This is a genomic window from Plastoroseomonas hellenica (assembly GCF_018129085.1).
In the GTDB taxonomy this organism is placed as follows: Bacteria; Pseudomonadota; Alphaproteobacteria; order Acetobacterales; family Acetobacteraceae; genus Plastoroseomonas; species Plastoroseomonas hellenica.
On record NZ_JAAGBB010000021.1, the window covers coordinates 1 to 12,639 of the forward strand.

Below are 12,639 nucleotides of genomic sequence, written 5' to 3' on the forward strand. Positions count from 1 at the left end.
GGCCGCCGCAAACGGCAGGAACAAAACAAGGAGACTGTCAGCCATGTCTCCGGTCCAAACTGTCAGTGATGTCCCCGGCTAGACAGGGGCTTTGCCCCTCCCGAACCCACCCCACCAGGAGGATAGATCCTCCTGGACCTGCTTCACTTGGTGCCCTGCCTCCCCTTGGCAATCAGGGCTCCAAAAGTGATCGGGGTGCAGGGGCCCTAGGCTCCTGCCGGGTGGGGTCCGGGGAGGGCAGCGCCCTCCCCGGGTCACCGCCCGATCAGGCGCTGCCGCAGGGCTGCGCTCACGCGGTCGATGACGGCGACGGTCACGATCATCACGATGATGATGAAGGCGACTTCGTCCCAGTGGCGCACCCGGATGCGTTCGGAGATCTGCAGCCCAATGCCGCCGGCGCCGACCACGCCGAGGATGGTGGCGGAGCGGGTGTTGCTCTCGAAGAAATAGAGCGCCTGGGCGAGCATCAGCGGCAGCACCTGGGGCAGCACGCCGAAGCGCAACGCGGCAAGGCGGCTGCCGCCCGCGGCGGTGACACCTTCGACCTGGCGGCGCTCGGCGGTCTCGATCGCCTCGGCGTAGAGCTTGGCGAGAACGGCGATGTCGGCGGTGAAGATCGCCAGCACCCCGGCGAGCGGGCCGAGGCCGACGGCACGCACATAGGCCAGCGCCCAGATGAGCTGGTCGACGCCGCGCATGCCGTCGAAGACGCGGCGGATCGAGAAGCGCAGCAGCGTCGCGGTCACGACGTTGCTGGCGCCCATGAAGCCGAGCGGCACCGCGACCAGCGCGGCGGCGAAGGTGCCGAGGAAGGCCATGGCGACGCTTTCCGCCATACCCTGCAAGATATCGAGCCAGAGCTCGCCCGGCGCAGGCGGGATCATCAGCCGCAGGATCACGCCGAGGCCGGACAGCCCGTTCCAGATCCGCTGCGGCGTGACGTCCAACCACCAGAGCGAGAAGCCGAACCAGGTGAAGAAGACCGCGGCACCCAGAATGCGCAGCGCACGGCCGAGCGGGGAAGGCGCGAAGGCACGCGGCAGCCGGGCGCGCCAGATGTTGGGATCGATGGTGGCGCTCATAGCGCACCCGCCAGGCGATGACGGATCTGCTCGGAGGTGAGATCGATCGCCATCACGGCCAGCATGATCAGCACGATGATCGCGCTGATCTCCTCATAGTAGTTGAAGGAGATCACCTTGTAGAGTTCCTCACCGATGCCGCCGGCGCCGACGAAACCGATGACGCTGGCCGAACGCAGGTTCTCCTCGAAGCGGAGCAGCGAATAGGAGAGGATGGAGGGCAGCGCCTGCGGCAGCGCGCCGAAGCGGCAGCATTCCATCCAATTGGCGCCGGCCGCGACCATGCCGTCCCAGGGGCGGTGATCGCCGTTCTCGATCGCTTCGGCGAAGAGCTTGCCAAGGGCGCCGGTGGTGTGCAGCGCGATCGCCAGCACGCCGGCCAGCGCGCCGACGCCGAAGGCCCAGACGAAGATCAGCGCATAGACGACGCTCGGCACCGTGCGCAGCGCTTCCAGGAAGCGGCGCGCAAGCGTCGCGGTCCAGGGCGTCGGCGCGGTGTTGCGCGCGGCCAGGAACGCGAGCGGCAGCGCCGCGACGATGCCGCCGAGGGTCGCGACCGCGGCCATATTGGCGGTTTCCGCCAGCAGCAGCAGCCAATCATCGATGCGGTAGAACCAGAAGGCGAGGCTGCCTTCGGTCTCGGTCCCCGCGAACAGCGTGCTCCAGTGCAGCGTCGGCAGGATGCGGGCGAAATACTCGCCGATGCGCGGCAAGCCTTCGGCGAGGCGCACGGGATGCGCCTCGCTCATCCAGGCCGAGACCAGCAGGCAGAGCGCCAGCACCGCCATGGCGAAAAGCGTCGCCCTGCGGCGGCTGCGGCGGGCGGCGTGGAACGCCTCCTCGCCACGGATGACCGCCGGGCGCGCGCTGCGCCAGGCGGCGGTGTCGGCGCCCGTTACGCTCACGAGCGGCGACGGCGCTCGGTGGCTTCCTCGCGGCGGAGGTCGACGATCATCTGGAACATCGCGTGGGTCGCCTCACGGTAGCCGGTGCCGCCGCCGCGCTCGACCTGCTGGTAGATCTCCGGATGGGTCTTCGGCAGCGCCAGGTGGAAGAGCTTCATGTCCTCCTTGAAGGACGCCGGCAGGGCCGTGCGCACCGCGAGCGGGCCGTTCGGGATCGGGTCGGAGGTCCAGAGGATGCGGATGTCGCTCATGTTGAGCATGCCTTTCTCGACCATCGCGCGCAGGTTGCCGCGCGAATAGCCCTGCGCGACATCGCCCTGGCCCGAGGCCCAGGTCACAGCCGCGTCGTACTGGCGCTGCAGCACCGCGACCACCGCCTGCTCATGCCCACCGGCGAAGCCGGTGCGGGAGAAGTAGGGGCCGCTCTCCGGATTGATGCCGGCGCGGCGCAGTGCGAAGCGCGGGATCAGGTAGCCGGAGGTTGAGTTCGGGTCGGCCCAGGCGAGGGTCTTGCCGCGCATCTGCTCCAGGTTGGTGATGCCGCTGTCAGTGCGGGTCACCATGACAGAGACGTAGGCGATGGAGCCGTCATTCTCCTCCGGCACCACCAGCGGCTCGATGCCGCCATTGGTGTCGAGCCAGGCGCCGGCATAGCCGGAGGCGCCGAGCGAGGACATCTCGATTTGCGCAGCGCTGAAGGCCTGCAGCACGCCGGCATAGTCGCTGGCCGGGAACAGGCGCACCGGCACCTTGAAGGTGTCTTCGAGGAGCTGGCGATAGGCGCCGAAGCGGCCGAGACGGTCGCTCTCATTCTCGCCGCCCAGCAGGCCGATGCGAAGCTGCGGGATCTGCGCCTTCCAGGCGCGGTCGCCGGCGGGCGGCATCGCGGTGGCGGCGTCGAGGGTGCGGCGCTGGGCGATGGCGGCGGCGGGCAGCAGCGCAGCGCCGGCGGCGAGCGCCGCGAAGTGACGACGGGTCAGCATGACGATGTCTCCTGTCAGGGGAACTTCAGGCAACCAGGGCGGGTTCGTCCGCGCTCTCGTGGAATTCCTCCTCCGCGACGCCATAAAGGGTGCGCACGCGGTCGGAGGTGAGCTCGGCAGGCGTGCCGTCGAAGACGACGCGGCCCTGCGACATGCCGATGATGCGGCCGCAATAGCGGCGCGCGATGTCGAGGTGATGCAGGTTGACCATGACGGTCAGCCCGTCCTCCCGGTTCACCCGGGCGAGCGCGTCCATGACGACCGTCGCGTTGCGCGGGTCGAGGCTCGCGACCGGCTCGTCCGCGAGGATCAGGCGCGGGCGCTGCATCAGGGCGCGGGCGATCGCGACCCGCTGCTGCTGCCCGCCGGAGAGGGTATCGGCGCGCTGCAACGCGGCCTCGGCCAGGTCGAAGCGGTCGAGTGTCGTCAATGCCTCCGCCCGCTCCTCGGCCGAAAAGCGCTTCAGCAGGGAGGAGACGGTGCCGCGGTGATAGAGGCGGCCGATCAGGACATTGGTCAGCACGTCGAGGCGCTGCACCAGGTTGAACTGCTGGAAGATCATGGCGCATTCGGCGCGCCATCCGCGCAGCGCATGGCCGCGCATGGTGGTGACGTCGCGGCCGGCGGCCAGGATGCGCCCCTCGCTCGGCTCGGTCAGGCGGTTCAGCATGCGCAGCAGCGTGGATTTGCCGGCACCCGAGCGGCCGATCACCCCCACCATCTGCCCGGCGGGGACGACCAGCGACACGCCATCCACCGCCGTCCGGGCGCCGAAGCGCCGCGTCAGGCCCTGCAGTTCCAGCATCCCTGCGCCTCTCTTTGCAGCGCAGCGATTAGACCTCGGTCCGTGACAGTGGGATGACGGATCAAGGACGTTGATGTTTCGTCGCCCTAGGCGACCGGTTTGGCCGCCTCCGGATCGGTGGCACGCACAACATACTCACGCATCTCCGGGCGATAGCGGTCCCAGAGTGCACGCAATGCGGGAATCGGTGCGTCCGCCCAGTCGACTCGCAGGTCGACCAGAGGGAAGATCTCCTGCTCCACCACGATGAGCACGGCCGAGCGCACCTCTCCATGCTCGCCGCCCGCGGCTTCCCCAGCTTCGAGGCCGCGCAGCAGGCGTTCGGCGAGCGGTTCGTCGAGCGCGGCGAGGAAGGCATCGGCCATCGCGCGCGGCACCAAGTCATTGGCCAGGATATTGCCGATCGCGACCACGTCCTTGCCATGGGCGTCGTTGTGGAAGGGCTTCACCGCGGCGCCGTGGAAATGCGCGGTGCGGCCGGCCGCGTCGATCGCTGCAAGCTGGCGCCAACGGTGATGCGGGGTGGAGGCGGCGAGGGCAGCCACCGTTTCCGCCGCCGTGCAACCGGAGCGCAGCAGGGCGATGCCGCGCGGCCCGAGCCGCGGGTCGGTGCGGTGCTGGGTCAGCACCGCACCGATGCCAGGTGCGCAGAAAGGCACCCGGCTGCCGACGGCAATGGAGGAGGTGGTGACGGCGGCGCCGAAGGCGCCGGTCTTCGCGCAGCGGCCGATCAGGGAGAAGGTCATGGTGTCAGAGCCCGTTTGAGAATGGTGCGGAGGAGGAGCCGGCGAGGGATTTTTCGTCCCTGGTACGGCGGAAGACGCAGCCGATGCTGGTTGCATCGGCGAGGAGGCCGGCGTGCCGGGGGCGGAAAAGACCAGCCGGGCCGACCCGCAGCCATTCTCAATCGGGCTCTCATTCCGGGTCCCGTATGAGCGGGCTGGTCGAGCAATGGATGCCGCCGCCGCCGAGGCACACCTTGTCATAGGGCACCAGCCGCACCGTAACGCCGGCTTTGTCCAGTGCCTCCTGCGTGCGGGGACTGACCTTGTCGCTCATCAGCACGCGGCCGGGCGCGACGGCGAGGCAGTTCACCGCCCAGGACGGATCCTCATGATTCACCGGGACCATCCGGATGCCGAGGCGCTTCAGCTCCTCCATGAAGACGAAGGGCAGCGTCGCCGGATTCACGATGGCGACGTCGCGATGGACCATGACGAAGCCGCCGTCGATATGCAGGCGATAGCCCGGGATCTGCACGCGGATCAGCCGCGTGCCCTGCACCGCCAGCACCTCCTCCAACTGACGCGCGCCTTCCTCGTTGACGCGGGAAGAGACGCCGACAACGGCGACGTCGGGCCGGATATAGGCGAAGCTGCCGCCTTCCATCAGCCCGCTGCCATGGATGGTGCGCAGGATCGGCGCGCCGAGTGCGGCCAGCGTCTCCGTCACCGGTGCCTCCTCGCCGCGGCGGATGCGCGGGCCCATGCGGGTGACGACCATGCCGCCCTTCACGCCGATGCAGGAATCCCGGGTGTAGACCGATTTGTGCCGGCCGGGCGCCGCGCGTCTGAGATAGACGACCTCGACGCCCTCGTCCCGCAGCGCGCCGGCCAGCGCATCATGCTGGGCCTGCTGCTCGGCAAGGCTCGGGATCACCTCGCCCCGCCAATAGGCGCCGGTCTTCGGGTCGCCATAGGCGCCGAGCTCCGGGATCAGCGGCAGGTCTTTCAGGATCTGCTGCTCCTCGCCGGGCCGGTGCATCAGCACCACCCGCAACCGGCCGACATCGCTGTTGCAGCCCCAGGCGCGGCCCCAGATGAAGCGCTGCTGCTCCTCCGTCTCGAAAGCCGGCTCGGGCTCCGAGGCGAAGCGTTCGATCAGCATGTTGTAGCGATGGTCGAACTCGCTCATGGCTTTGGCCATGGTTCGTTTCCTCCTAGGATTCGCGGCGCCTTCTAAATGCGCCGTCGAGGAACAGCAGCAGTACGGTGAAGAGTATCAAGAGCACAGCGACCGCCGCCATCGTGGGATCGAGATTCTCGTTGATCCCGTCCCAGATCTTGCGCGGCAGGGTAAAGACCTGGCGGCTGGCGATGAAGAGCACGATCACCAGCTCATCCCAGGAATGAATGAAGGCGAAGATCGCACCGGAGGCGATCCCCGGCATGATGCGCGGCAGGATCACCCAGCGCAGCGTCTGCGAGAGCGAGGCGCCCATGCCGCGCGCCGCCTGTTCCAGCCGCGGATCGAAGGCGGCGAGTGCTGCGGAGACCGTGATCACCACATAGGGGATGCCGGTGACGCCATGCGCGATGGTGGCGCCAAGGAAACGGTCTAACAGCCCGAGCGGTCCGAAATAGCGGTAGAGCCCGATCGCGTAGACGATGGAGGGAATGATCAGCGGCAGCAGCATCAGCGCCCGCAGCAGCTCCGTGCTGCGCCGCCCGATGCGCCAGCAGCCGATGGCGCAGAGTGTTCCCGCCACCACCGCGAGCAGGGTGGAGGCGACCGCGATCATCGCACTCTGCCCGATCGCCGAGAGCCAGGCCTCGGAGCCGAAGAGGTTGGCATAGTGGCGGAGGCTGAGCGTCTCCTGCGGGAGCGAAAGGAAGCGCTGGTCGGTGAAGGAGACCGGGATCACGATGGTGATCGGCAGCACGAGGTACAGCACCGTCGCCCAGGCGAGCGATCGTGCGAAGGGACCAGGCCCATACCCGCCGGTCATGGCGTCGGCCCTTCGGGCCGCGCCGGCCGATTCAGATTTCCGCGCACCAGTGCGCTCCAATCATCGGATACAGTCGTGCCGGCCCTCCGGGCCGGAGCCGGCCGATTCAGATTTCCGCGCACCAGTGCGCTCCAATCATCGGACACAGTCGTGCCGGCCCTCCGGGCCGGAGCCGGCCGATTCAGATTTCCGCGCACCAGTGCGCTCCAATCATCGGACGGCATCACGCCCCTGCCCCGAACACGCGCTTCAGATTCACGACGCGTGAGAAGATCGCGAGCGTCACCAGGATCGCCACCACCAGCACGGTCGCCAGCATGGTGCCCATGCCCCAGCGCACGATGTCGAGGATCTGGATCTTGATCCACTCCGCCGCCATCAGCGTCTTGCCGCCGCCGAGGATCGCCGGCGTGATGTAGAAGCCGAGCGAGAAGATGAAGACCAGCACCCCGGCCGCGATCAGCCCAGGCGTCGAGAGCGGCAGGAAGATGCGGCTGAAGGCGGTGAAGCGGGAGGCGCCCAAGCCGCGCGCCGCGGCCAGCAGGCGCGGGTCGATCTCCCGCATCGAGGCCAGCATCGGCAGCACGGCATAGGGCACCATGTAATGCACCATGCCGACGACGATGCCGAACTCGTTCCATACCAGCTCGAGCGGCGCGTCGATCGCACCCAGCGAACGCAGCCCTTCATTCACCAGCCCCTGCCGGCGCAGCAGGGTCACCCAGGCGAAGGCCCGCACCAGCACGCTGATCCAGAGCGGCACCAGGACGCCGAGCAGCCACCAGCGCTGCGCGCGCGGCGAGGCCAGCGCGATCACGTATGACAACGCATAGCCGAGGAAGAGCGCGATCGCGGTGGTGATGATCCCGATGCGCAGCGTCGTGACGATCGCCCGCTGCACGCCGGCATTGGTCAGCAGCCGCTCATAATTGTCGAGGCCGACTGTGGGCTCGGTCACCGAGATCGCCAGCACCTGCAGGATCGGCGCGATGTAGAAGCCGGTCATCAACAGGAAAGCAGGCAGGATCAGCATCCACCAGCCGGCGTTGCCGGAGGCGCGCGCGGCCTTGGAAGATGGCGCGGCCGATTCACGCCTCCGGTGCTCGGTGGCTTCGCCACCTCCGCCCTCCGGCGATCGGACGCGCTCACGCATCTTCGTCATCCGCGACCGGGGCGGCGGCGTCGGCGGACCAGCCGAGACGGAGCGGCACCCCTTCCTCCGGCGCCACCGATGCCTGCCAGGTGGGTATGGTGACCCGGAGCCGGCCGAGATCGGCGGTCTCCACGGTCACCGAATGCCCTGCGCCGAGGAAGGCAGCGGAGGCGATCCGCCCATCCACGACATTCTCCGCCGTCTCGCCGGCGGTGAGCACGGTAATGCGCTCGGGGCGGAGCGAGAGCAGCACGGCCTCGCCGGCGCGCGCGCCGTCCATCGCCTGCACCAGCCGCGTGCCGCCCGCGGTGAGCACGGCGCCACCCTGGCGCGCCTCGGCGACCCGCGCCGAGATCATGTTCGACTTGCCGAGGAAGTCGGCCACGAAGCGGGTGCGCGGCCGCTCATAGAGTTCGACCGGCCCGCCCATCTGCACCAGCTTGCCGTGGTTCAGGATGGCGACCCGGTCGGAGAGCGACATCGCCTCCTCCTGGTCATGGGTCACATTGACGAAGGTGCGGCCGATGCGCCGGTGCAGGGTCTTCAGCTCCTCCTGCAACTCGGCGCGCAGCTTCTTGTCGAGGGCGGAGAGCGGCTCGTCCAGCAGCAGCAACGCCGGGTCGAAGACCAGCGCGCGGGCCAGCGCCACGCGCTGCTGCTGGCCACCCGAGAGCTGCGTCGGGCGCCGTTCCGCGAATTGCGTGAGCTGCACGAGGTCGAGCGTGGCGCGCACCCTGGCGTCGCGATCGGCCCGCGCCAGGCCGCGCACCCTGAGCGGGAAGGCGATATTCTCGGCGACCGTCATGTGTGGGAACAGCGCATAGCCCTGGAAGACCATGCCGAATTCGCGCTTCTCCGGCGGCAGCACGGTGATGTCGCGCCCATCGAGCAGGATGCGCCCTTCACTCGGCGCCACGAAGCCCGCGATCATCATCAGGATCGTCGTCTTGCCGCTGCCCGAAGGGCCGAGCAGGGTCAGGAACTGACCCTGCTCCACCGTCAGGGAAGCATCCACGACCGCGGTGAAGCCGCCATAGCGCTTGGTCAGCCGCTCCAGCGTCAGGGCATGGCCCGGAACCGCACCGTTCACGCGCGGTAGCCCGGCTGCTCGCGGTCGAGCTTGCGGCGCAGCGCCTGCCAGGGCAGCCAGCCCTTGGTCGCCCCGGTGTCGAACTGCACGCGGGTGCGCGCGACCACCGCAGGTGGCGGCAGGTCGAGCGGGGCGCCGGAGGATTGCGCGGCGATCTGGATGCGGCAGGCCTGCTCCAGATAGTACATCCAGTAGAAGGCCTCCGCGACGGTGCGGCCGACCGTCAGCAGCCCGTGATGCTTCAGGATCATGCAGGGGGCGTCGCCGAGGTCGCGCACCAGCCGCTCCCGCTCCGACAGGTTGTCGTCGGCGGCGACGCCTTCGTAGTCATGCGTCACCACACGGCCATCGAATTCCATGGACATCTGGTTGAGCGGCAGCAGCCCGCCCTTCTGCGCCGCGACCGCCATGCCGGCGAGCGTATGGGTGTGCATCACGCAGGCCGCGTTTGGCTGCCCGCGATGCACGGCGGAATGGATGACGAAGCCCGCCGGATTCACCGGCCAGGTGGTCTCCTGCAGCGGTTCCCCCTCGGCGTCCACGATGACGAGAGAGGAGGCGGTGATCTCCTCGAACAGCATGCCGTAGGGATTGACCAGGAAACGATGGTCCTCGCCCGGCAGCCGCAGCGAGAGATGGGTGAAGACCAGGTCGGTCATGCCGAATAGGGCGATCAGCCGGTAGGCGGCGGCGAGATCCTCGCGCAGCTCCTGCTCGGTCGGGATGCGATCCGGGTCCGGGCGTTGCGGCGGGGGCGGCAGGGCCATGTCATATCCTCCACGCGCGGATATCCTCCGCGCGGTCCAGAGCAGATCCCGTTCGGGTGCGATCACCCGAACGGGCATCGCGTCAGCCGGTGATGGTGTCGATGTAGTCGGCGTTGACGCTCTGGTAGTTCTCGCCCCACCAGACGCCGTCCATCGGCACCTGGACCCGCGCATTGGCGGGGTCGGTCGGGTTGAAGCGCTTCAGCGCCTCCGGCACCAAGGCCGCGGCACGCGGGTTGGTGGGACCGTTGCCGAGGAATTCCAGCAGCTTTACCTGCGGCTCCGGCTTGCCCAGCATGCTGGCGAGCAGCCGCTGCACCATGGCGCCGCCGGGATTGCCGCGCGGGATCACGAAGATGCCGGGCTGCAGCAGCGCCTGGTTCCAGATGAACTTGAGGCGGCCGTTGCTCTCCTGCTCCAGCACCTTGGCGCGGGTGTGCCAGATCATGCCCATCACCGCCTCGCCGGTGCGGAGATACTGCTCGCTCTCGCTGCCATTGGTCCAATAGACGCAGTTGCGGCGCAGCTCCGCGACGCGGCGCAGACTGGCGCGGACGTCAAGCGGGTAGAGATTCGTGATCTCCTTGCCGAGCGACATCTGCGCGGCGTCGAGCGAGGCGGTCGCATCCCGCCGCAGCAGGCGGGTGCCGGGAAAGCGGCGCAGGTCCCAGAAATCCGCCCAGTTCTGCGGCGGCGTCGGGAACTTGCTGCTGTCATAGACAAGGACGGAGCTGAAGGAATAGGGCGCCGCGCCATGGTCCATGGTGAAGACCGGGGCGATCACGTCATCCCGCTTCACGACGCTGTAGTCGACGCGCTCCAACAGGTTCTGTCGCCCGAGCAGGATCGCCGAGGTCGCGGAGCTGTCGCAGAGATCCCAGGTCACGCGGCCGCTTTCGACCATGCTGCGGATGCGGCCGGCCGAGGGCCCGGTACTGTCCTGGGAGACGCGCCAGCCCGGATTCTCGGCGAGGAAGGGGGCGCCGTAATTGTCACCGAAGCCCTGGTTGGCGACGCCGCCCCAGTTCACCATCACCAACTCACGCGTGCCCTGCGCCCGGGCCTCCTGCGCGAGCAGCGGCGCGGCGCCAAGGGCCATCAGCGCCTGCAGCATCGCGCGGCGGCTGATCTCGCCGCGCGCCAGCTTCTCCTGCGCAAGCGCGACGCAGTCTTCTTGAAATGATTGAATCCCGGTCTGGCGCATAAGCGCACTCTCCCCCTTGCAGCTTGTGCCGCAGGCGTGAACCTTCCCTGCAGCGGATTGAAGCGCGCCGCGCCCGGCAGGTGAAGGCAAAATCGCGCAGGAGGACGATCTTGGCGGGATCCATCTTCGCAGCGGGGTTTCAATCCAGGCCCTGGTGGTGGGAAGCGGCCGAGCCGGCGGCGCGAGGACATGACCTGCCGGGCACCGCCGATGTCGCGATCGTCGGCGGCGGCTATGCCGGGCTTTCCGCCGCGCTGACCTTGCGCCGCCTGGGCCACACACCGGTCGTGCTGGATGCGGAACGCATCGGCTGGGGCGCATCGTCACGCAATGGCGGCATGGTCTCCGGCGGGCTCAAGGTGGCGTCCGGCGCGCTGGAGCAGACCCATGGCAGGGAAGGCGCGCGCCGTATCGCCGATGCCGCCGCCGCCAGCTTCCCCTTCATCGAGGAGACGATCGCGCGCGAGGGCATCGACTGCGACTACGTCCGCTGCGGCCGCTTCGTGCCGGCCTGGACGCCGAAGCACTACGCGGCGCTGGAGGCGAAGGCCGGCTTCCTCGCGGAGATCACCGGCCTGCCCACCGCCATGCTGCCGCGCGCGCGCCAGCGGGAGGCGCTGGGCAGCGATCTCTATCATGGCGGCATGACGGCCGCGGCCTCCGGCAGCCTGCATCCGGGCAAATACGCGCGCGGCCTGGCTGCCGCCGCCGAACGCGCCGGGGCGGCCCTGGTCGATGGCGTGCGCGTGCAGCGCATCGCGCGGGAGGGTGACGGCTTCCGCCTGGTCACCGATCGCGGCGAGATCCGTGCCCGCGCGGTGCTGGTCGCGACCAATGGCTACAGCCTGGACAAGGAGAAGGGCGCCGCCATGCCCTGGCTGGCCCGGCGGCTGGTGCCGCTCGCCTCCTACATCATCGCGACTGAGGAATTGCCGGAACAGACCATCGACCGGCTTTTCCCCGGGCGGCGCATGATCTCCGACACCAAGCGAGTGCTGAACTACTTCCGCCCCTCGCCGGACGGCACGCGCGTGCTCTGGGGCGGCCGCGCCTCCTTCCGGACAGTCAGTGCGGAGCAGGCGGCGCCGGCGCTGCGCGCCGCGATGGTGGAATGCTTCCCGGAACTCGCGCCGGTGAAGATCACCCATGCCTGGACCGGCAATGTCGCCTTCACCTTCGATTACCTGCCGCATATCGGCGTGCAGGAGGGCATCCACTATGCGGCCGGTTGCCAGGGCAGCGGCGTCGCGATGGCGACCTGGCTCGGCCATCAGGCGGCGCTGAAGATGGCCGGCGCCTCCAACGAGGCCTTCGCGCTGGACGGGCTGCATTTCCCGACCCGCCCGTTCTATCGCGGCGATCCGTCGCTGGTGTTGCCGGTGATCGGCGAATGGTACCGGCTGCGCGACCGGCTCGACCGGATGGCCGCGTAAAGCCGGCGCGGCTATCGCCGGCGCTGGAAACGGCGGTCGAAGCGCTGCGCGATATCGAGCGGATAGGATGCGGCGACCGCGAGGCCGGCGCCCTGCATGGGCCGCCGTAGGTAGAGAACCCACTCCTGCCCGGCGGCGGGCCGCGCCACCGGCTCCGCATGTGCGCAGGGATGGAAGGGCCCTATCCTCTCGAAGCTGTAGTTCGGGGCATCGGCGCGGCCGGCCACGGCGCTGCCCGCCCGGGCCGTCGCGCGCCATGGACGCCAGTCCGGGTGCTCGACGCAGCCGCGTTGATCGACGCAGTCCGGCCCTCCGACGTCCTCGGCGCTCTCGATAACCGCGATGATGATCGCATCATATTGGCGGGCCACGACGTTGTTCTCGTGCGAGACGGCGCAGGCGACGGCCCTCGCTGACGATAGCGAGCAGGCGGCGGCGATGCCGGCAATGGCAAGTACGCTGCGTCGCATCATGGCAGAGGATGGC

General features: G+C 68.9%; 13 protein-coding genes. 1 reads left to right on the plus strand and 12 read right to left on the minus strand.

Going from position 1 to position 12,639, the window contains the following annotated elements:
- Window positions 1-254: 254 nt before the first annotated feature.
- The 11 genes from phnE (GXW71_RS17560) to GXW71_RS17610 all read right to left on the minus strand — a co-directional run bounded on the left by phnE (GXW71_RS17560) (window position 255) and on the right by GXW71_RS17610 (window position 10,720).
- On the minus strand, window positions 255-1,085 hold the full coding sequence (gene phnE / locus GXW71_RS17560; protein WP_211853851.1) for a phosphonate ABC transporter, permease protein PhnE: 831 nt from the start codon (window positions 1,083-1,085) through the stop codon (window positions 255-257).
- Entirely contained in the window at window positions 1,082-1,990 is a 909-nt protein-coding gene (phnE, locus tag GXW71_RS17565; protein WP_367617324.1) for a phosphonate ABC transporter, permease protein PhnE, read from the minus strand. Before phnE (GXW71_RS17565) ends, phnE (GXW71_RS17560) begins: the two co-directional genes overlap by 4 nt.
- Complete coding sequence (phnD, locus tag GXW71_RS17570; protein ID WP_211853852.1) at window positions 1,987-2,973, minus strand: phosphate/phosphite/phosphonate ABC transporter substrate-binding protein; 987 nt, start codon at window positions 2,971-2,973, stop codon at window positions 1,987-1,989. Before phnD ends, phnE (GXW71_RS17565) begins: the two co-directional genes overlap by 4 nt.
- Before the next feature lie 25 nt (window positions 2,974-2,998).
- Window positions 2,999-3,778, minus strand: coding sequence for a phosphonate ABC transporter ATP-binding protein (phnC, locus tag GXW71_RS17575; RefSeq protein WP_211853853.1), 780 nt, complete (start codon window positions 3,776-3,778; stop codon window positions 2,999-3,001).
- An 86-nt stretch (window positions 3,779-3,864) separates the two neighbouring features.
- Complete coding sequence (locus tag GXW71_RS17580) at window positions 3,865-4,524, minus strand: DUF1028 domain-containing protein (protein ID WP_211853854.1); 660 nt, start codon at window positions 4,522-4,524, stop codon at window positions 3,865-3,867.
- Window positions 4,525-4,693: 169 nt separating this feature from the next.
- Window positions 4,694-5,704: a dimethylarginine dimethylaminohydrolase family protein gene (locus tag GXW71_RS17585; protein ID WP_211853855.1), complete on the minus strand. Its 1,011-nt coding sequence runs from the start codon at window positions 5,702-5,704 to the stop codon at window positions 4,694-4,696.
- 13 nt (window positions 5,705-5,717) lie between these two features.
- Window positions 5,718-6,506 (minus strand): ABC transporter permease, encoded by a 789-nt coding sequence (locus GXW71_RS17590; RefSeq protein WP_211853856.1) that lies wholly within the window; start codon window positions 6,504-6,506, stop codon window positions 5,718-5,720.
- A gap of 223 nt (window positions 6,507-6,729) precedes the next feature.
- Entirely contained in the window at window positions 6,730-7,659 is a 930-nt protein-coding gene (locus GXW71_RS17595) for an ABC transporter permease (protein ID WP_211853857.1), read from the minus strand.
- Complete coding sequence (locus GXW71_RS17600; protein ID WP_211853858.1) at window positions 7,652-8,749, minus strand: ABC transporter ATP-binding protein; 1,098 nt, start codon at window positions 8,747-8,749, stop codon at window positions 7,652-7,654. Before GXW71_RS17600 ends, GXW71_RS17595 begins: the two co-directional genes overlap by 8 nt.
- Window positions 8,746-9,516 (minus strand): class II aldolase/adducin family protein, encoded by a 771-nt coding sequence (locus GXW71_RS17605; protein WP_211853859.1) that lies wholly within the window; start codon window positions 9,514-9,516, stop codon window positions 8,746-8,748. The genes GXW71_RS17600 and GXW71_RS17605 overlap by 4 nt, the downstream gene beginning before the upstream one ends.
- 82 nt (window positions 9,517-9,598) lie before the next feature.
- Window positions 9,599-10,720, minus strand: a complete 1,122-nt coding sequence (locus tag GXW71_RS17610; RefSeq protein WP_211853860.1) for an extracellular solute-binding protein — start codon at window positions 10,718-10,720, stop codon at window positions 9,599-9,601.
- Window positions 10,721-10,830: 110 nt separating this feature from the next.
- Between GXW71_RS17610 and GXW71_RS17615 the strand changes: the two genes are divergently transcribed.
- The gene (locus tag GXW71_RS17615; protein WP_211853861.1) at window positions 10,831-12,153 is read left to right on the plus strand and encodes an NAD(P)/FAD-dependent oxidoreductase; all 1,323 of its coding nucleotides are present in this window, start codon (window positions 10,831-10,833) and stop codon (window positions 12,151-12,153) included.
- A gap of 11 nt (window positions 12,154-12,164) precedes the next feature.
- Here the strand turns inward: GXW71_RS17615 and GXW71_RS17620 are convergent, their stop codons facing one another.
- Window positions 12,165-12,626, minus strand: coding sequence for a hypothetical protein (locus GXW71_RS17620; protein ID WP_211853862.1), 462 nt, complete (start codon window positions 12,624-12,626; stop codon window positions 12,165-12,167).
- Between the last annotated feature and the right edge of the window lie 13 nt (window positions 12,627-12,639).